The 17,933-nt window shown below is 65.0% G+C and carries 14 protein-coding genes and 1 pseudogene; 11 read left to right on the top strand and 4 right to left on the bottom strand.

The annotated features are described in order from the left end of the window. Positions 1 to 201: 201 nt before the first annotated feature. A complete protein-coding gene (locus M2283_RS06670) occupies positions 202 to 729 on the bottom strand; it encodes a hypothetical protein (protein ID WP_280875132.1) in 528 nt (175 codons plus the stop codon). Positions 730 to 1,405: 676 nt separating this feature from the next. Between M2283_RS06670 and M2283_RS06675 the strand changes: the two genes are divergently transcribed. From M2283_RS06675 to M2283_RS06705, 7 genes are all read left to right on the top strand, one after another. Then, positions 1,406 to 2,575, top strand: coding sequence for a ParB/RepB/Spo0J family partition protein (locus M2283_RS06675; RefSeq protein ID WP_280875134.1), 1,170 nt, complete (start codon positions 1,406 to 1,408; stop codon positions 2,573 to 2,575). 60 nt (positions 2,576 to 2,635) lie between these two features. After that, positions 2,636 to 2,953, top strand: coding sequence for a hypothetical protein (locus M2283_RS06680; RefSeq protein WP_280875135.1), 318 nt, complete (start codon positions 2,636 to 2,638; stop codon positions 2,951 to 2,953). A gap of 10 nt (positions 2,954 to 2,963) precedes the next feature. Further along, positions 2,964 to 3,773 carry a class I SAM-dependent methyltransferase gene (locus tag M2283_RS06685; RefSeq protein ID WP_280875136.1) on the top strand — a complete coding sequence of 270 codons (810 nt, stop codon included), beginning with the start codon at positions 2,964 to 2,966 and terminating at the stop codon, positions 3,771 to 3,773. Positions 3,774 to 4,117: 344 nt separating this feature from the next. Next, positions 4,118 to 4,306: a hypothetical protein gene (locus M2283_RS06690; protein ID WP_280875137.1), complete on the top strand. Its 189-nt coding sequence runs from the start codon at positions 4,118 to 4,120 to the stop codon at positions 4,304 to 4,306. A 447-nt stretch (positions 4,307 to 4,753) separates the two neighbouring features. Next, complete coding sequence (locus tag M2283_RS06695; RefSeq protein WP_280875139.1) at positions 4,754 to 5,416, top strand: ParB/RepB/Spo0J family partition protein; 663 nt, start codon at positions 4,754 to 4,756, stop codon at positions 5,414 to 5,416. Continuing rightward, positions 5,413 to 6,858: a ParB N-terminal domain-containing protein gene (locus tag M2283_RS06700; protein ID WP_280875140.1), complete on the top strand. Its 1,446-nt coding sequence runs from the start codon at positions 5,413 to 5,415 to the stop codon at positions 6,856 to 6,858. The genes M2283_RS06695 and M2283_RS06700 overlap by 4 nt, the downstream gene beginning before the upstream one ends. Positions 6,859 to 6,929: 71 nt before the next feature. Continuing rightward, complete coding sequence (locus M2283_RS06705) at positions 6,930 to 7,391, top strand: hypothetical protein (protein ID WP_280875141.1); 462 nt, start codon at positions 6,930 to 6,932, stop codon at positions 7,389 to 7,391. A 616-nt stretch (positions 7,392 to 8,007) separates the two neighbouring features. Here M2283_RS06705 and M2283_RS06710 read toward each other — a convergent pair. Next, positions 8,008 to 8,315: pseudogene (locus tag M2283_RS06710) on the bottom strand (IS5/IS1182 family transposase); the annotation flags it as partial. A gap of 1,088 nt (positions 8,316 to 9,403) precedes the next feature. Then, positions 9,404 to 10,132 (bottom strand): GntR family transcriptional regulator, encoded by a 729-nt coding sequence (locus M2283_RS06715; protein ID WP_280875142.1) that lies wholly within the window; start codon positions 10,130 to 10,132, stop codon positions 9,404 to 9,406. A gap of 162 nt (positions 10,133 to 10,294) precedes the next feature. Here M2283_RS06715 and M2283_RS06720 point away from each other — a divergent pair, with 162 nt between their 5' ends. The 4 genes from M2283_RS06720 (at position 10,295) to M2283_RS06735 (ending at position 16,954) form a co-directional block, all read left to right on the top strand. Next, positions 10,295 to 10,831 carry a hypothetical protein gene (locus M2283_RS06720; protein ID WP_280875144.1) on the top strand — a complete coding sequence of 179 codons (537 nt, stop codon included), beginning with the start codon at positions 10,295 to 10,297 and terminating at the stop codon, positions 10,829 to 10,831. Beyond that, positions 10,828 to 12,366: a terminase large subunit domain-containing protein gene (locus M2283_RS06725; protein WP_280875145.1), complete on the top strand. Its 1,539-nt coding sequence runs from the start codon at positions 10,828 to 10,830 to the stop codon at positions 12,364 to 12,366. The genes M2283_RS06720 and M2283_RS06725 overlap by 4 nt, the downstream gene beginning before the upstream one ends. Before the next feature lie 263 nt (positions 12,367 to 12,629). Continuing rightward, the gene (locus tag M2283_RS06730) at positions 12,630 to 14,672 is read left to right on the top strand and encodes an ATP-binding protein (protein WP_280875146.1); all 2,043 of its coding nucleotides are present in this window, start codon (positions 12,630 to 12,632) and stop codon (positions 14,670 to 14,672) included. A gap of 584 nt (positions 14,673 to 15,256) precedes the next feature. After that, positions 15,257 to 16,954: a hypothetical protein gene (locus tag M2283_RS06735; RefSeq protein WP_280875147.1), complete on the top strand. Its 1,698-nt coding sequence runs from the start codon at positions 15,257 to 15,259 to the stop codon at positions 16,952 to 16,954. A 96-nt stretch (positions 16,955 to 17,050) separates the two neighbouring features. On the opposite strand, the gene M2283_RS06740 is transcribed toward M2283_RS06735, so the two are convergent. After that, on the bottom strand, positions 17,051 to 17,929 hold the full coding sequence (locus M2283_RS06740) for a pentapeptide repeat-containing protein (RefSeq protein ID WP_280875148.1): 879 nt from the start codon (positions 17,927 to 17,929) through the stop codon (positions 17,051 to 17,053). Positions 17,930 to 17,933: the final 4 nt, after the last annotated feature.

Below are 17,933 nucleotides of genomic sequence, written 5' to 3' on the forward strand. Positions count from 1 at the left end.
GTCGCAGACTGGATCACGTCCGCTACCGCCGGGCCGGCGAGGACCATGCCCACTGTGCGGATGCCGATAGCCCCGGCGCGGGTAAATCGGGCTACGCGGTGGTCGCTTCGGTCACGCTGACACAAGGTTCCTAAGTGGAGAGAACGGTGTCCACCGGGCCGATCACAGCGCACAGGGCGAAGATTGAACGTCCCGCCTGGTTCAGGTCCCTTCTGGGTCAGAGACGGCGCGCTCAGCCGCTTCGGTGAAGCTCAGACGCCTCCGCCTGCCTGGCCGCGGAGGCTGCGGGAAAGGTAGAAGAGGTTCGGGCACCTCCGGGACCGTGAGATCACTGCGTCCATGTCGTAGACGGATTGCACGTGCAGCCTCGAGAAGTTCCGCAGCTCCGCCGTCGCCCAGGTCGTGGATGAGCCGAAGAGCCTCGCGCGCGTCTGGGTAATCCTCGTAGACCGACAGAGATGTCAGTCCGTTATAACTGGGGAGTAGGTAAGCTACCGGAGAGCCCAACGCCCTTGCGAGGCCGATCAGTTGAGAGACCGTCGGATTAGCTTTGACTCCGTTCAGGAGGTCGTTCACGACCTGGTGGGTCATCGCGGGCTTGCCGCCGGGGGGCTCGGCTGTGCAGGTAGCGATGTCGCGCGTGCTCAGGGTCTTCCCGTCCGCCCTCAGCTTTCTACCGATCAGGACGGCGAGTTTGCTGGAGAGAGGGGTGTCCGGGCCGAGCGGCATGGTGCTGGCTACTCCTTGTGACGCGGCAAGCCCGACCTGGTGGTGGGCGGCGGATGTGGTGCGCACCCAGTATCGCTGTGGGGCGTATGTGCACAGTGAGACAGCACAATGTCTATGTTGGTTGACAATGGGTAACGCTCCCAGCAAGATCTATAATCTCGGGCGCAGTAAGCGCGTGCTCGGCATGCGGGGCTGCCACCCCTCTATCACCTCCTTGAGTGCGAGATCGCGACGGGCGCTCAATTGGGTCTCGATGTGTGCCGCTAGCTCGCCTGTGTTGGGATCTAAGTTTGCTGCGGCTCATCGTGGGGGCGGAACGCTGTAATGCCGGGAGGCTACGGGTGGGGATCGAGTTAGATCGAGTGCTGGCCCGGCTGGAGGGGTCGGGCGGAGTGGAAAACGTTGTCCTGGACGACGAGGCCGCACTCGCCGTGTTAGGTGCTCTGGCGATTGTCGACCTGAAGAGGGTCGACTGTGACGTGGAGTTCGTGACGGGCGCGGCTGCAAGTTGATCTACGCGAGTAGCCGGAAGCGGGCCCCGAATGGGGGTCCGCTTCCATACGTTTGACCTGCAAAAACTTATCGAAAATTGTGGACCCCTCCGCTGAATGCATATAGAATAGAACCACAAGGAAGGGGGAAGAGAGAAGCCCCCGCCGACCTCTTGGAGATCGAAATGTCGCACAAGTTCGCCACCCTGAAGATGCGTCAGATCCACCGCAACCCGAACCAGCCCCGCAAGTCCTTCGACGAGGACGCGCTGAACGAGCTGGCCGCGTCGATCAAGCAGCACGGCCTCCTTCAGCCCATCGTCGTTCGGAAGGTGGCGGAGGGCTACGAGCTCGTGGTCGGCGAGCGCCGCTTCCGCGCCAGCGAACTCGCGGACAAAATCACCATCGAGGCGAAGATCCTGCTGCCCGACGGTGAGTCCGAGATCAGCGACATGGATTCCTTCGAGAAGGCCATGGCCGAGAACCTGAACCGCGAGGACATGCTCCCGCTGGAGGAAGCGCGCGGGTTCAAGAAGGTCCTGGATGACAAGGAGGGAGCCACGCCCGCCAGCGTCGCGAAGACGTTCTCCAAGTCGGTCCCGTTCGTCAACCAGCGCCTGGCCCTGCTCGCCCTGCGCCCGGAGATTCAAACGGCCGTCGACCTTGGGCACATCGGTACCCAGGCCGCTGTCCAGATCGCCGCACTCTCGAAGGACAACCAGAAGGCGGTCTTCCAGGACTGGAAGAAGGGCGACAAGAACGACAACCAGCTCGTCCACATCGCCTACGCCATACGCAAGCAGGAGAAGGCGGCCCAGCAGGACTCCATGGTCGACATCGACGAGATGACCCCCGAGGAGAAGGCCGAACGGAGTCGCGCGCAGGCCAAGACCAAGAGCGACCTCGACGCCATCGAGGGGATGTGGGCGCTGCTGGACAGCATCGGCAAGGCGGACCCCATGGAGCTGGCCCGCGCCCTGGCGGGGGAGGTCGGCAAGCGGCTTGAGCAGATGGACCGGGTGGCGGACGTCGTACAGAAGGCCCGGTTCCAACTCCGTCAGGCGAAGGCGCACGCCGACGCCAGCGAGATCATGGTCAACCCCGCCGCCGCAGCGCCCGACCTGGTGGCCGAGGCCGACGCCGTACTCGCTCAGGTGGACCCGGCTGCGGGCGACGCCGACGCGGAGACACAGGCCGAGCCCGCCACGGAGCCGGAGGCCGCCCCGGCCGCCGACGTCGACGCGGAGACCGAGGTCACCCCGGCCGCCGACGTGGAGCCCGAGAGCCCGGCAGAGCCGGAGGAGGACGACGCCGAGGTCGAGGCGGCGACCCAGCCGGTCGCCGTCGCAGCCTGACCCGTCCATCCCGGGGCGGCCCCCAGCGGGCCGCCCCCTTCTGTCTGGAGCCCCACAGTGATGAACGACATCCAGTCCATGCGCAACATCAACCGCAACCTGTTCGACGTGCCGGCCTCCGCCAACGCCCTTGAGGAGTACGACTCCGACGTGGCCCAGCTCGTCCGTGAGGCTGCGGCGCACCTGTTCAAGGCGCGCCGTGACAAGGACGGAGCCGCCCTGAACGAGGCCTACAACCTCACCCTGATCGCCGCCTCCGACCTCATGAAGGGTGCCGGTAGTTCGGTGTACGTGCGCACTCACGTCATGGTCACGACCCGCCTGGTCGAGCTCGAAGCGGCGCTGCTCGCCGCCGAGGCCAAGACTGCCAGCGAGTGAGGAAACGACCGTGAAGATAGATACCGACGTTCTCAAGGTCATCCGCTCCGCCACGGTCGACGGCCTGACGCTCCGTCTCAACGGCACGCTCGACCGGAAACTGTACGACCGGGTCAACCTGGCCCTTCAGGCGGTCGGCGGCACCTGGAACCGCTACCAGCGCGCCCACCTCTTCCCCTTCGCCGCTGCCGATGCCATCGCGGGGCTGCTCGCCACGGGCGAGGTGATCACCGACGTCGACCGCGGGTACTTCCCCACGCCGAAGCCCCTTGTCGAACAGCTCCTGGACCTGGCCGAACTCACCGCCGGTTGCGAGGTGTTGGAGCCGTCGGCCGGACGCGGCGACATCGCCAAGGCCGCAGCTGCCCGCGGCGCCGTGGTCGACTGCATCGAACTCGACACCGCTCGCGCCGAGCACATCCGCGCCGGCGGATACGCCCGTGAGGTCACGGCCGCCGATTTCTTCAGCGTGAAGATGCAGCGCCGCTACCAACGGGTCATCATGAACCCGCCGTTCGCTGACCGGCAGGACATCCGGCACGTCCAGCGGGCGTTGCGCTTCGTGCAGCCGGGCGGCCTGGTCGTGGCCGTCATGTACGGCAGCCTCCCGTACCGGAGCGACCGCAAGGCCAAGGACTTCCGGGCACGAGTCCGGGAGGCGCGAGGGGCGATCACGGAACTGCCCGACGACGCGTTCCCGGGCGGCGTGTCCACGGTGGTTGCCGTCATCCCGGTCCGAGAGCCTGCACCGCCCTCTCTGTTCAACCCCCAGGCGCCTAGGCCCGAGGACTTCACCCCAAGACCCGCAGTGGCCCAGTAGGAGCTGTTGTTCACCGACTCGCCGACGGTTCACGGCACGGCGCCGCTCGACGGGTTCGAGTGCGGAGCTGCGCCACGCCTGAAAATAGATCCCAACACTGATGCGTGATACGTTCTATCTCGTTGGTAGGGGCGGCCTCAGTCGAGAAACCGGCTCACCAGCGTGCCGTGGCATGCGGCACTCCCCTTCGGTGCCTGGCGGGTGGCCAATCCCCCGCGCCCTACCCGCCAGGCACCGGCCCCGCACCTGAGCGGAGCCACCGGAGCGCCGCCAAGATCCACAATCACGACCGGACCCGCCCTCGCCTCACGCCGGGGGCGGGTCCCCGTGCACTCAGGAGCGCCATGAACACAGAGGACTTCGCTGGGCACCCAGAAGAACGCGAGCTGTACGAACGTCTCCTCGTCGAGCGGGACGGGACACCGATCAGGGCCCTCGCTGAACGTGACCCGGGCCTCGAAGTACCAGCAGACCCCGATCCAGACACGACCCGGCACCTCACGGAACTCGAAGCAGCCGCATCTCCCCGATGACGAAGGCGACATGGAGCATGACCGCCAAGCAGGCACCGCCCGCAGAGTCGGAGCGCCGGACACCTCCCGTACCCGGTGCGGTGTGGTGCCGATCCTGTGACTCCTGGTGCCTGCCTACCGGCATCTGTGGCTGCAACAACCGGTAATGCACACCCTTCTGCGCCTTCTCGCCGACGCGATGGCCGTCCTCTCATGGCGGCCATCGCCGTTGCCGCCTGGGTCGTCGCAGGGGCGTTTTGGGTGCAGCTCGGCGGCGGCGGAGTCCTTCTCGCCAGCCTCTTGGCCTTCCCCGCCTGCGGGCTGGTGGCCGCCGCCATCCACCACGTTCAGCGATGCGTGGGCGGTCGGCGACTAACGGACCGACTGAACCCCCGCCCCGGCTCGGCGTGATCGTCTAGTCTGAACTAGCTGTAGGGCGCGGGGAACGGCCTACACAAGGGACGCCCAGTGACCTCGACGCCCGCCAACATCCCCGAACTGCTCCTGCCGCTCGCCGTCCCCACAGAGGACCTCGTTCCGTACTACCGGAACCCCCGCAACGGTGACCTCCCCTCGATCGCCGAATCGCTGACCGTCAACGGCCAGTACCGCGCGATCGTCGTCAACAAGGGCACCCACACGGGCCGCCACAACGAGATCCTGGCAGGCAACCACACGCACGCGGCTGCCCAGCAGCTCGGCTGGGAGCGGATCGCCGTCACCTGGGTCGACGTCGACGACGACGCGGCGGCCCGCATCGTCATCGTCGACAACCGGACCAACGACCTCGCCGGATACGACAGCGTGCTCCTGGCCGAGATCCTTTCCGAGATCCCGGACCTGGCCGGTACCGGCTACGACCGCGAGAGCGTAGACCGGCTCCTCGACGACACCTCCCTGCCCGAGACGCTGGAACTCACCTCCGACGGTGCGGGCACCGGTGCCGCAGCCACCGTCGACTACCTCCAGTGGGGCTACCTCCAGTGGGAGTCCAAGCGGGTCCGGATCACCTCCGAAGAGGTCGAAGCCCTCAACGCCATCTACACGAAGTTCGTGGACGACACCAACAGCGACCTCGGCTTCGGCTGGCACGTCTTGCAGCAGGCCCACGAGGAGGGCGAGGTGGCATGAGCAGCGCGCCCACCACGACGTTCTATGAGGCGTACCCGCTCGACCGGCTTCGCCCCGCCGACTACAACCCGCGCCGCCTCAGCGAGGAGGCGTTCGTCAGGCTTCAGGCGTCGCTGCGCCGCCACGGTGTTGTGAAGCCCGTCATCCTCAACGCCGACGGCACGCTGGTCGCGGGCCACCAGAGAACCAAGGGCCTCCAGGCCATCGGCCTGACGCACACGCCCGCGGTCATGCTGGGCACGAAGGTCAGGTTGCAGGACGAGATCCAGTTCAACCTGCTGCACAACCGAGTCGAGACGGAGGCCAGTGTCGTATACGCCGAGCCCGGCGTCATCGGCGCCTGGTCGTGGATTCCATGGCAGTCCATCCGGGTCGCGGAACGAAAAAACCTGTCCTTCGTCAACGCCATCGGGCACATGACCGCCGGCCACGGCCCGTGGGGGAGCGTCGTCATCGACGACCAGGGCCGCATCGTCCTCAACGCCGAATACGCCGTCGTCGCCTCCATCAACCGCTTCGACCTCCTCGCCTGGACCGTCACGTCGGCCGACGCCGCCCAGCTCCACGCCGACCTCACCGGCGAGTACGGCGTCTACGACTGGACCGCCATCGAGAGCAAGGCCCCGGTGTGGAACCAGCACATCGTGCAGCCCAAGAGGCTCCGCAAGTTCTCCTCCAAGGCCAAGGCCGGAAAGCTCGCCTACGGCTCCGAGACCTGGGACCAGTTGGTCACGCCCTGGCTCAAGCCCACCCACCGGGTCGTGGACTTCGGCGCTGGGTACGGCGACTACGCCAAGCACCTGCGCGCCAAGGGCTTCAACATCCACGACTACGAGCCTTACCGCTGCCGGGACGGCTCGTACGCCGTCGACATCCGCGCCGTCGTCGGCATGATCCGCGACATCGACAAGGACATCCAGACCAACGGCCTGTACGACGTGGTGGTCCTAGACTCCGTCATCAACGCCACCACCACCCTCGACTACCAGCACTGGGTGATGACCACCGTCAACGCCCTCTGCTCGGCGGACGGGGTCGTGTGCCTCGGCACGCGCAACCTGGCCCGTGAACTCCGGGACGAGCAGGCCAAGCGGGTCACCTCCCGGACCGCCACCACCAAGATGAGCTTCCTCGACGAGGACAACGTCGAGATGAACTTCGTCAAGGGGAAGTGGCAGAAGCTGCGTTTCCATACCCCCGAGACCCTGGAGCCGCTGCTCCGCCGCTACTTCGAGGACGTGAAGGTCACCGACCTCAGCGGCTCGAACATCAAGGCCACCTGTCGCCGCCCCATCGTGCTCCCCAAGGAGGAATACGAGAGGGCATTCGAAGAGGAATTCAATATGCCTTACCCGAATGGATTCCGGCATGACAGGCATCTGGAATTGGTGGGAAATTTGATAAAATTGGTAGTAGGGAGAAATGAATCTCTTGCCAATTGAATCGGGCAAATGGGGAACGGATGTCGCAGCGAATACAGGTCCAAATTGAATCGCGAACTCGGTACCACATCATGTGGCTGGCAGGAGTGCGGCATGTAGCCCTCGACCAACACTGCCTGCGCAGCTTCGGCCAGCCCGACCGTCCCCGGTTCGACGTCAGCCGCCGGCACCAGACGATCGAACTCCCCGAGCGCAACCCGCCCTTGGCCTGGTATCTGTGCGCGCTGCCCAACCCGTGGAAGTGGAGCGACAATGCGCACCTTGCCTTCGAGGGCGCACCTGGAGAGCAGTGGGAGGGGCCCGCCCTGGTGCCGGGCCTGTATGTGCACCTGGAGAACGCTCGCCCCATCACCGGATGGGGCGAGCACAACATCCCCGAGAGCGAGCCGCGCCGGAAGTCGGTCCGCTACCGGACCTGCCGCAACTACCAGTTCGCCTGGTGGCTGCGCACTGAGCGAAACGCCCCCGACGCGCCACCCGAGTACATGCCGCCCAAGCGGCCCGGCGAGGGCGAGCAGATGTCACTGATGTGATGCTGGTGGGGTCGGGCGAACACCGTCTGGCCCCACTGCCGTCTCCTGGTCTCGCCTGGCCTCATCCGCCGCCCCGGTCGTCTCCTCGCCGCGCACGGTACGAACCAGCGCCCGCCATGAATCGACGAGAGGCGGTAGCTGGTCGAGGAGCCCTTTGGCTACGAAGATGACGACGGAGAGCACTCCGGCCCAGGCCAAGATCCACAGGGTGAGGGTTGAGTCCACCGTTCGACTTCCCTTTCAACGGGCCGAACTGTGCGCGGGCACACTCAGTTCGGCCATGGTCAATGGCTGAACTGAGTTTCGTGCCGGCGATTGAAACTCAGGTCTTGCAGTTCCGCCAGGGTTTCGAGTGCGTGTGGAGAAGTGAAGCCTGCCAAGGCAATACGGCTGTCGATGGACCGAGCAGGTCACCGGATCCGCTCGTTGGATCGCCAGCTTGGGCACGACGACGGTCAGTACGTAACTGCCCGTCGGGCCCCACTTCCAAGACCACGGTAGCTGACGGGTGCGCGTCGGGGGTGGGAATCGTCGACTCCACTGCCACGCAACTAGAACGTTGCGGAGTGGGGTCATGGACTCAAGTGCAACCCCAGTGTCGCTTGTTAGAACGTGCCTACGTGGAGAGGTGGACGAGGCACTTATAGCGGCAGAGGGCGGCAGCAAGTCCGAGAAGTGCCAGGTAGTTGCGAGGATGGCGCTCGTGGCGGGGGTTGAGTCTGCGGTAGCCGGACAGCTGCCAGCGATACGCCCTCCGATCCGCCTGCCACTCAGCCATTTCCGTAGGTCGGCCCGGTCGTACGCCTTGTCAGCATGAAGGCGCTGGGGCTTGAAGTAGGGGCCGCAGCGGGTGTCGTGTCTTGTTTGGTGACTCGTGTTGGCGCTTCCGGGACCACGGGCGCTGGAAGGGCTCCCACGGTTCATCCGGCACCGGCCGCTCAACGATTCCCATGCCAGCAGGCTATCGAACATGCCAAATCTAGGGGTTCATTATGCTTCGGATTGTTCAGGAGGGGACTGTGTAGTCCTTTCGGTTTTGAGTGATTCGAGAGTATTCAAATAGTCCCTCAGGGCGCGCAGCATTGCTCTTTCGGCGCTTTCGGGTAGAAATGGAAAGATCAGCAGAGCGGGGATCATCAGTACAAGGAAGATGGAGGCCCCTAGCCTCTTCAGTAGGCGAGGCATTCCAGTCGTGTGCGCGGTAAGGGCACCGACTGGCATGAATCCCTGTTGATGAATTCGGGGCGCAAACATCTGACGGACGCGATCCAGAAGGATTGAATTGCTCGTCCGAAAGGCTGGCGTATTACGGGCTATCGCTGAAGCTAGCTGCTTCGGGAAGCTCTCAGAGGACGTCATGGGCTTGATTCGCTCCTCTCGGTTGAGATCGGTGAATCATCTTTCTGTGGAAGATCCAAACTCGCCCGACTCGCCAACTGCTCAAGAATCTTCGGGGCTCCTGCTCCGACGATGACACCAGCGAGGGGACCGGCCACCTGTCCGGCCGCACCGAGAGCTAACGCGACACCGGCACCTAGCACCAGCCTCAAGATCACTGACACGGCGTACGCGTCGGCTTCCGGTTCCCCCTCCATCCGCCAAGGGAGTCCTTTCAACCGTTTGATCGCCAGCCAAAGCTGCCATATCTCCAGCAGGGCTGACCCGAGAAGGCCCCACGACATCGCGACCCATGCGCCCACTGGCAGTTCGCCTCCCCTGTGTTCGTTCAGGGTGTCACGCCTGGAGCCGGTACGACCTTGATTGTGGCGAGTTGAATGTGATGGACGGAGGCCATGAAACGATCATCGAGGTGGGCTCATCGGCCGTTGGTCGCGCAAGTGCACGCGCGACGGTGGAGGACTCGGAGAACCGCCGTCCGGCTCAAAGGGCCTCATGGGTGGCTGTCAGCAGCGGCTGACTCCGCAGCCCTGAGTGCACAACTCTGTTGCTTGGCTGGACAGTTGGAACCAGCGGGACGGCGGAACGGCGTTGCCGAGCCGCGCTTGCGTGGCTCAGTCCAGCTGATAAGTTTGCTCAAGCTCCTGCCTATGGGCAGGAAAAAGCAGATCAGATACCTGCAACGCTTGCCCCGATGCATCCTGGGCAATGACCAGAACGTTGAGGGCGGGCGTGGTGACAGACAGGCCGAGAAGCTCGGCCTCACTGGTATCGGGCAACCGAGTCGAGATCCGCTCAATCACATGGTCGAGGCGCACCTTCAGACGGGCCTCAAGGTACTCACGAAGCCCCCTATGCATTGGCTCGGCGTTCACCAAGTCCGTTCCGTCGGCGAGTCTGGTCGGGAAGTACGACGAGACCAGCTCAGCGGCTTCCCCGCCCTCCTCAACCAGGAAACGCCGCAGCAACACGTCAGTCTGCTCCGGCAGTTCCAGTGCCAAGGCAACGCGTGCTGGAGCCCGTACCCGGTCAACGGCAACCAGTCGCCCCGCGGCCTGTGACTCGTTGCGCGCCAGGGTTTCCTGCCCCCGACGGCCACGTCCCTCGATGGCGGTCGGCCGCCCTCGCACGATGGTTCCGTATCCCTGACGGGACTCCAGCCAGCCATCGCGTTTGAGTAGTTCAAGTGCTCGCACGACCGTTGGGCGGGACATGCCGAATTCCTGGACCAGCTGATTCTCGCTAGGCACCCTCGTGCCGGGCGGATACTTGCCAGCCTCGATGCGGCGTTGGACCGTCTGCGCGAGGCGTACGTATTTGGGCGCATCCACTTCGTACGCCATGAGCGCCACCTATCAGGATTGGGCAAGTCGACTGGTCAACCAGACTACCCATCGGGCAAGGCGAACCACCCCGCTGGACGCCATGGAACCAGGGCAGCCGTAACGAAGTGGGATCATGGACTCGGGCGCGGGGGCGCACCCGAGCTGTGAAGGACCCCCGCCGTGGGACGCCCCGACAAAGCCGCGCGTGCGGCCATCGCGCGCCGCCGCTCGGACGCCATCGATCTACGCCTCGCCGGTGTGGACTGGTTGACGATCGCCCGCAAGCTTGCCGCCGACCCGACCGTCAACTCTGACGGGATCGCCTACCCACAGGGCTACGGAGTCGAGCGGTACCGCAAGAACCAGGACCCGCCCACCAACGAGGCCCTGATTCACGCTGCTTGCCGGGACGTTCGCACCGCGCTCGCCGACCGCCGCGCCGAACTCAACGACGACGTGGACGAGTTGCGCGCGCTGGAAGCCGACCGACTCGACCGGCTCTTCTTCGTCGCCTACAAGAAGGCCGTCCGGGACCAGGACCTCAGCGCCATCGACCGCACCCTGCGGATCATGGAGCGCCGCGCACGGCTGCTTGGCCTCGACATGCCCGTTCGTGCGGAACTGTCCGGCCCGGACGGCGGACCGGTCCAGGTCGAGAACGTGACCGTCGACGAACTCGACGCCCTGATCGCGCTCACCGATCCGGACGGCGAATGACCCCGCGCGACCACGAAAGCGTCATAGCCCACTACAAGACCCTTCCGCCGGCGCAGCGCCGCACTATCGCACGGGCCGCATCTCCCACGCTGCGCACTGAGTTGGTGCGCGTCGAACGCCAACTCGTCATGGACCACTCGCCAGGCGCGCTCGCCGCCGTCCTTACCGGCGGGCGCGAGATGCAGGCCCCGCACCTGGATCTCATCGACCAGGCATTCATCGACATGGCCGCAGGCCGCTGCGACCGGGTGATGTTGACCATGCCCCCGCGGCACGGCAAGAGCCGACGCGCCTCCCGCTGGGCGCCCCTCTGGTACCTGCGGCGCAACCCCGGCCACCGCATGATGATCGCCAGCTACTCCGCCGACCTGGCCGACGACCACGGCCGGTGGATCAGGGACGCCATTAACACCTGGAGCGACGACCTCGGCATCCAGCTCAAGGCAGGCAGCCAGGCCGCCAACCGCTTCGACATCGTCGGCGGTGAAGGCGGCCTCCTCGCGGCCGGTATCGGCGGCGGCCTCACCGGACGCGGCGCACACATCGCCATCGTCGACGACCCGGTCAAGGACATGGCCGACGCCGACAGCCCCACCATGCGCAAGCGCGCCTGGGACTGGTGGACTTCGGTACTGCAGACCCGACTCGAACCCGTCGGCGCCATCTGCCTCATCCAGACCCGGTGGCACGAAGACGACCTCGCCGGACGCATCCTCGCCACCGAGCGCGACGCCTGGCGGGTCATTGACCTGCCCGCCATCGCCGACAGTCCCGACGACCCGCTCGGCCGCGCTCCTGGCGATGCGCTGTGGCCCGAACGCTTCGACGTCACCCACCACGCCAAGACCCGCAAGCGAGTCGGCGAACGCGTCTGGGCCGCCCTCTACTTGCAGAAGCCCCGACCGCCGGAGGGAGGCGTCTGGAAGCGGGAGTGGATCGAAACCGCCCGCATCAACGCCGTCCAGTTCTCCGGCCTCGACATGGCGCGCATCATCGTCGCCGTCGACCCCGCCGGCGGAGAGTCCACAGTCGGCGACGAGACGGGCGTCATCGGCGTCGGCCGCGACTTCGACCGACAGCTGTACGTCCTGGCCGACCGATCCGGATCGATGGGCGCCAACGACTGGGGCCTGGCCGCATGCCGTCTCGCCCTCGAACTCAAGGCCGACGCGATCGTGGTCGAGAAGAACTACGGCGGCGACATGGCGCGGCAGATCGTCACCCAGGCATGGGAGCAGCTGCGCCGCGAAGGTGTCACCAAGGGGCTCCTGATGCCCATGATCCTGGAGGTAACCGCCAAGGTCGGCAAACGCCTGCGGGCCGCCCCCGTGGCCCAGCTGTACGAACAGCAGCTCGTACACCACGTCGGCGAATACCCCGAGCTGGAAGGGCAAATGGTCACCTGGGTTGAGGGAATGGACAGCCCGGACCGCATGGACGCCGCTGTCCACGGACTGACGGAACTGGCCGACCCAGACCAGCTCGACACCTTGCCCACCGACACCGATGACGATCGCTTCGACGGCCGCCGCTGAACTGGCGTGGGCAGACGTACGAGCGGAAACGGCCCCAAGAGGAAACGGCCCATGACGGTATGGCCGCCGGTGATGAGGCTGGTTGAAATGGGCTCTGTCCGTAGTTTCCTGGACGAACGGCCGGTGGGCTCGCGCCGGGTCATCATCCGGCTGCGGATGCCGAGGACGAAGAGGAGGTCACTCCGTGAGGATCTTCGTCGCCGAGCATGCTCCCCACCTTCCTCACCGATAGGGTCGGCGGCGTCGGAGCGAGGAGGAAAACCATGGCGCTGACTACGTCGCTGGCTGGACGGGTCCGGAACACGAGCCTGCCGAAGAGCCATGCGCTCTTGCCGCTCCTTGAGGCCGTCGTGAACGCCATTCAGGCGATCGATGCCCGATTCGGCAACGAGGTCGAGCGTGGCCGTTTGACCGTCAGAATCAAGCGCAGCCCGCACGAGCAACTCGAACTCGTCCCCGCCAGTCCTGGTCGCATGGCACTCAAGCCCATCGTTGGCTTCAGCGTTGAAGACAACGGGGTGGGCTTCACCCCGGAGAACATGAAGTCGTTCGAGACGCTGGACAGCGACCACAAGGTCGACATGGGTTGCCGTGGCGTGGGACGACTGCTCTGGCTCAAGGCATTCGACAGAGTCACCATCCGCAGCGCCTATGACGACGGCGCCGGACACATCCGTGGACGACAGTTCCGCTTCTCCGTCCAGAGGGAAGTCGAGCCGGGCGTGGAGGAGGACGGCCTCGACATCGTCGGCACGACCGTGAGTCTGGACGGGTTCAAAAAACCCTTCCAGCAGACCGCGCCGAAGGGCGTCGACGCTATCGCTCGAGAGATGTTCGAGCATTGCATTTGGTACTTCCTCCGCCCAGGAAGTGCTCCTGCGATTACGGTGACCGATGGTGAAACAACCGTCTCCCTCGACGACCTCATGAACGACTTTGTGTACTCCGCGATGCCGACGTCCAGAATCGAGGTCAAGGGCGAGCAGTTCGACATGGTCAACCTGTGCCTCAAGTCCTCGACGCGAAATCACACGCCACGGCTGTACTGGTGCGCCGCGAACCGCGTGGCGGTGGTGGAGAACCTCACGAGCAAGGTGCCAGGACTCTACGGGAGACTCAAAGACGAGACGTCGGCCCAGTTCACCTATGTTTGTTACCTGTCTTCCAGATTCCTGGACGAGCACGTCCGCGCCGACCGCACGGCCTTCGACATCCCCGAGAGCGTGCCCGGCGCGACGCTGACCGAAGACGTGTCGCTGAACGACATCCGCGACCGAGTACTGAAGGAAGTCGAGACGATCCTTGCCGTCCCGCTCAGCGCGGCACGCGAGGAGGGCAAGGATCGGGTCAACGAGTTCGTCAGTAAACGTGCGCCAAGATACCGGCCCGTTCTGTCCCGGCTCGAGTCACTCGGCGTGACCGTGGATCCGTCCATCAAGGACCAGGAGCTTGAGCTGTTGTTGCACGGCAACCTGCAGAAGCTCGAAGCAGCCGTGCTCGCCGAGGGCCACGCCGTCTTCAACGAGGTCGGCTCCGTGCGGCCGGAGAACTACGCGGAACGGCTTGAGCAGTACGCCGACATGGTGAAGGACATAAATCAGTCCGATCTGGCTGCGTACGTCTCACGCCGGCGAGTGATGCTCGACGTCCTCGCCAAACTGATCAGGTCCGACGACCAGGGCAGGTACAGCAGGGAGGACGCCATCCACTCACTGCTCATGCCTATGCGGACCGACTCCAACGAGCTCGGCCCCGACGCCTCAAATCTCTGGATCATCGACGAGCGGCTTGCGTTCCACGACTACCTCGCCTCCGACAAGACGCTGAAGAGCATGCCCACTACCGGATCCGAATCGACGACGGAGCCCGACCTGTTCGCGACTCGCCTCGTCGACACTCCGGTGCTGGCCGCGGAGGGCGAGAAGCTCCCGCTGCCGTCCATCGTCGTGATCGAGATCAAACGGCCGATGCGTAACGACGCGTCGGAGGGCAAAGACCCGATCCAGCAATGCCTTGAGTATGTGAATCGTGTGCGCGCCGGCGGCGTGAAGACGTCATCGGGGCGGCCGATCCCCTCGACGCCGGAGCCACCCGCTTTCTGCTACGTCATCGCCGATCTCACGGCGACGATGGAGAACAGATGCAAGTACGCGGGCTTGCGTCCCACCCACGACGGGATGGGCTACTTCGGCTTCAACGAGTCGTACAAGGCCTACATCGAAGTGATGAGCTTCGACCGTCTTGTCAACGCAGCCACCGAGCGGAACCGGGCGTTCTTCGACAAATTGGGACTCCCGTCCAGTTGATTTGTGATGGGGCGACTTGAGTTTCACCGGTGGCCTCGCTGGAGGCTTGCCGATCTACAGGACGTTCCTCTCCACACGCACAGGCTCGCCAGCGACCATGCGTTCAGTGATGTCCTCGGCCTCCGGGAACGTAGAGGACGTCAGTCGCATTCCGGTGCGAGTCATCACTGTGACAACACGCTCTGCCAGTCCCTTCTGTTCTGCGTCCGGAACGCTGTTTAGGTTGAGGGAGAGCCAGATCCGCATGTCGTGGCCCTGCGAGACGAAGACCGGGCCCTGCAGAGGAGTGCAGGAAATCGTCGCGCGGTCAGCGCCTGGACGACTTGGTCCCGTAGTTCGGCTGTGCTTCGCCGGTCGACCGCGCGTGTCGCGGCGTAGATCGCATCGAACAAAGCGTTGGCTGCTCGGAGGACTGCCTTCACGCCGTAGGCTGATCTTGCGGCGCGGGGCCGACTGCCTGGAGGGGCACTGTGGGCCTGCGCGAGCTGATCACCGACGTCTGGAGCTGGTTGGATTACAAGCCAGCTATGGCCGACCCGCGCCGACCGGGCCGTAACACCTGGGCGGAACTTACCCGATCCTGGGTGCCAGACGAGGACCTGCGACGCCTGGCCGCCTACCGGCTCCTGGCCGCGTACGACTCCAACCAGGCCGGCCAGTTCGCTGCCGTGACTGGCGACGACGAAGCAGGCATCGAGCGGAGGGAACTCGGCGACGCCTCCAAGCTGGTCGACACCGCGCTCGGCTACCTCCTCGGCTCCCAGCAGGTCATCAGCGTCGCGGGCGCGGAGCACACCAACGACGAGCCGACCGCCGAAGCGGCTGCCGCGTTGGCTGTGCAGGACAAGCTGAGGTCCTGGGCGGAGAAGGAACTGCTACCGCTGCGCCTTCAGCAGGCCGAGCGAACCGCGATCCTGCTGGGCGACGCCGTCTACACCCTGGCCTGGGATCCCGCGAAGGGCCGTGCGCTGCTGCGCACCTGGGATCCGGGCCTGTACTTCCCGGAGTGGCCAGAGGATGGCGAGCAGGACGGAGCCGAGTTCCCGCCACGTGTACACCTGGCGTGGGAGCTGCCCGAAGACAAACGGCGCGGGCTCAAGACGAGGCTGCGGCGCGTCACCTACGAACTCGGCCCGATCGGTCCAGCCAGTCGGCGCGGCGCGTCGGAGGACGGCAGCCCGGCACGCGAGTACCTCTACACCGATAGTGGCGACCCGATCCTGGTGAAGGGCCACGTACGCAACGCCGACACGGGCGTCATCACCCGCATCTACCCGTGGGCGCCCAACCGGCCCTCACCGTGGACGTGCTTCCTCACCGACGCGGAATGGGACCTGGACGACCTCACGCACGCCGACCTGCTGTACGACCTGCCTATGCACAAGGCCCGCTACCGAGTCCGCTCGGACGGTGAAGTCCTCGACAAGCTCGACCTGATGGTGGACTTCATACCGGTCGTCCACATCACGAACAGCATCCCGGCCAGTGGAGAGCACTGGGGGAAACCGACCGTGGCCACCGTCCTCCAGGCCCTGGACGAGCTGTCCGCGACGGACACCGACGGCTCCGGTGCGTCGGCCACCACCGGCTCGCCGATCATTGGCCTGGCCGGAGCCCGGTTGCCCATCGACCGCGCCACCGGACAGCCGCTGCCGGTAAAGGTCCGGGCGGGGACGGTGTGGCAGCTCAACGACAACGGGCGCATGGACGTCCTCGACACGTCGGCTCAACTCGCCGAACTCCGTGCTCGCGTCGACCACATCCTCGACCGTATCGCAGCGAACAGCCGTCTCACCGCCGCCGGCCTCGGCACCCTCGACCCGACCGCCCTGCCGTCCGGGTACGCGCTACAGCTCGCACTGGGCCCGCTTGACTCGCTAGTCGCCGCCATGCGCCTGGCCCGCACCCACAAGTACGTCGTTCTGCTGCGTATGGCGCAGCGCCTTCACCTGGCCGGGCAGGCCGAGGGCTGGCCTGCGGGGGAGTCGTTGCCCGCGCGCCTAGTGTGGGGCCCACACACACCGACCGACCGTGCCGCTGTTCTCGACGAGGTGGTCAAGGGCGTCGGTGCTGGGGTCTTGTCCGTCGAGACCGGCGTGCGGATGCTGATCGACGCCGGATATCCCATCGACGACGCCCAAGAGGAGATCGAGCGAATCCAGGCCCGTGCCTTCGAAGCCGCAGCCCGCCTCGCGGACGCCACCGGGGACAACGTGGCCGTACGAAAATACCTCGGCCTGCCTGACGCGGACCCGGAGGTCCCATCTATGTTGCTCACCTGACAACCCGACGGCCCGACGGATCTCCCAGCTGCCTTCCCTCCCTGCCCTATTTTTCTCCGCCTACCGATTAGGCGGGGTTCGATCTGTATCACCTCCTTAGCTCTTTGGTCCGAGGTGGCCGGCGCAGGTATTTCCCGCCTTATTGCTATTCACGCCGTCCGGACACGTGGTGTTCTTCCAAGTTACATCCGTAAGGGAGGCGTCGGTGAGATCTGCCCCGGTGAGTAGCGCGTTAGTGAGGTCGGTGTGGTCCAAATTGGCGCCATTGAGTTCCGCATCGCGTAGATCGACGCCGACGAGCTTGGCGTTTTCTAGGTCCGCCGACGGCGTCTTGGGCGCTGGAGGGTTCGATGCCCAAGCGAACGATACGATCCCCAAGGCAGCCATTCCGGTGGCAAGGACGAGCCACCTCAAGGAATCGTGGAACCTGGCCTCCAGGGCTTTATGTTGGGCTACCTGTTGGATTGACCTTCGGTAGCTTCTCAACTTGGTCAATGTCCTTATGGAAACTTCTTTCGCTTTCTCGTCACCACGTTCCTGTGCATCTTGAAGCTCTTGCTTTGCTTCCTTCTCTGCCTTCTTCAATCCTTTTGGTGACTTCCACTCGCCAAGTTGTCGCGGCTCCCTCTTCAGAAACTCCACCGCGGCCTTTAGTTCTTTCGTTGGTTTTTTCCACTGTTCCTGTAGTCGATCGATAGTTACAGTTACAGGCATCAGTAGGAGGGTGGCGAGCCAGATTGCCCAGATAACGGCGATGAGTCCTACTGTGGCGCCTCCAATAGCTACCCACAGCCGCCAGCCCCAATCGAGCTTTCCGATGTTTGAAAGCTGGCTTCCCGCGAGTAGCGCCGCACCGACCGCTGCCGAGCTACCGATCAGCCACTTTGCCGCAATACGAATGCTGTCATTCGCCTTTGTTAGGGCGGAAACGTCGAGGTTTGGCGCCGCGGGAGAACCTTCGGGGGCTGCTGACATGGGA

Source organism: Streptomyces pseudovenezuelae, assembly GCF_029892565.1.
Classification (GTDB): Bacteria; Actinomycetota; Actinomycetes; order Streptomycetales; family Streptomycetaceae; genus Streptomyces; species Streptomyces pseudovenezuelae_A.

Coding starts and splice junctions, on each gene's coding strand:
- M2283_RS06670 (WP_280875132.1), bottom strand. CDS start 729: ATGCCGCTCGGCCCGGACACCCCTCTCTCCAGCAAACTCGCCGTCCTG.
- M2283_RS06675 (WP_280875134.1), top strand. CDS start 1,406: ATGTCGCACAAGTTCGCCACCCTGAAGATGCGTCAGATCCACCGCAAC.
- M2283_RS06680 (WP_280875135.1), top strand. CDS start 2,636: ATGAACGACATCCAGTCCATGCGCAACATCAACCGCAACCTGTTCGAC.
- M2283_RS06690 (WP_280875137.1), top strand. CDS start 4,118: ATGAACACAGAGGACTTCGCTGGGCACCCAGAAGAACGCGAGCTGTAC.
- M2283_RS06700 (WP_280875140.1), top strand. CDS start 5,413: ATGAGCAGCGCGCCCACCACGACGTTCTATGAGGCGTACCCGCTCGAC.
- M2283_RS06705 (WP_280875141.1), top strand. CDS start 6,930: ATGTGGCTGGCAGGAGTGCGGCATGTAGCCCTCGACCAACACTGCCTG.
- M2283_RS06715 (WP_280875142.1), bottom strand. CDS start 10,132: ATGGCGTACGAAGTGGATGCGCCCAAATACGTACGCCTCGCGCAGACG.
- M2283_RS06725 (WP_280875145.1), top strand. CDS start 10,828: ATGACCCCGCGCGACCACGAAAGCGTCATAGCCCACTACAAGACCCTT.
- M2283_RS06730 (WP_280875146.1), top strand. CDS start 12,630: ATGGCGCTGACTACGTCGCTGGCTGGACGGGTCCGGAACACGAGCCTG.
- M2283_RS06740 (WP_280875148.1), bottom strand. CDS start 17,929: ATGTCAGCAGCCCCCGAAGGTTCTCCCGCGGCGCCAAACCTCGACGTT.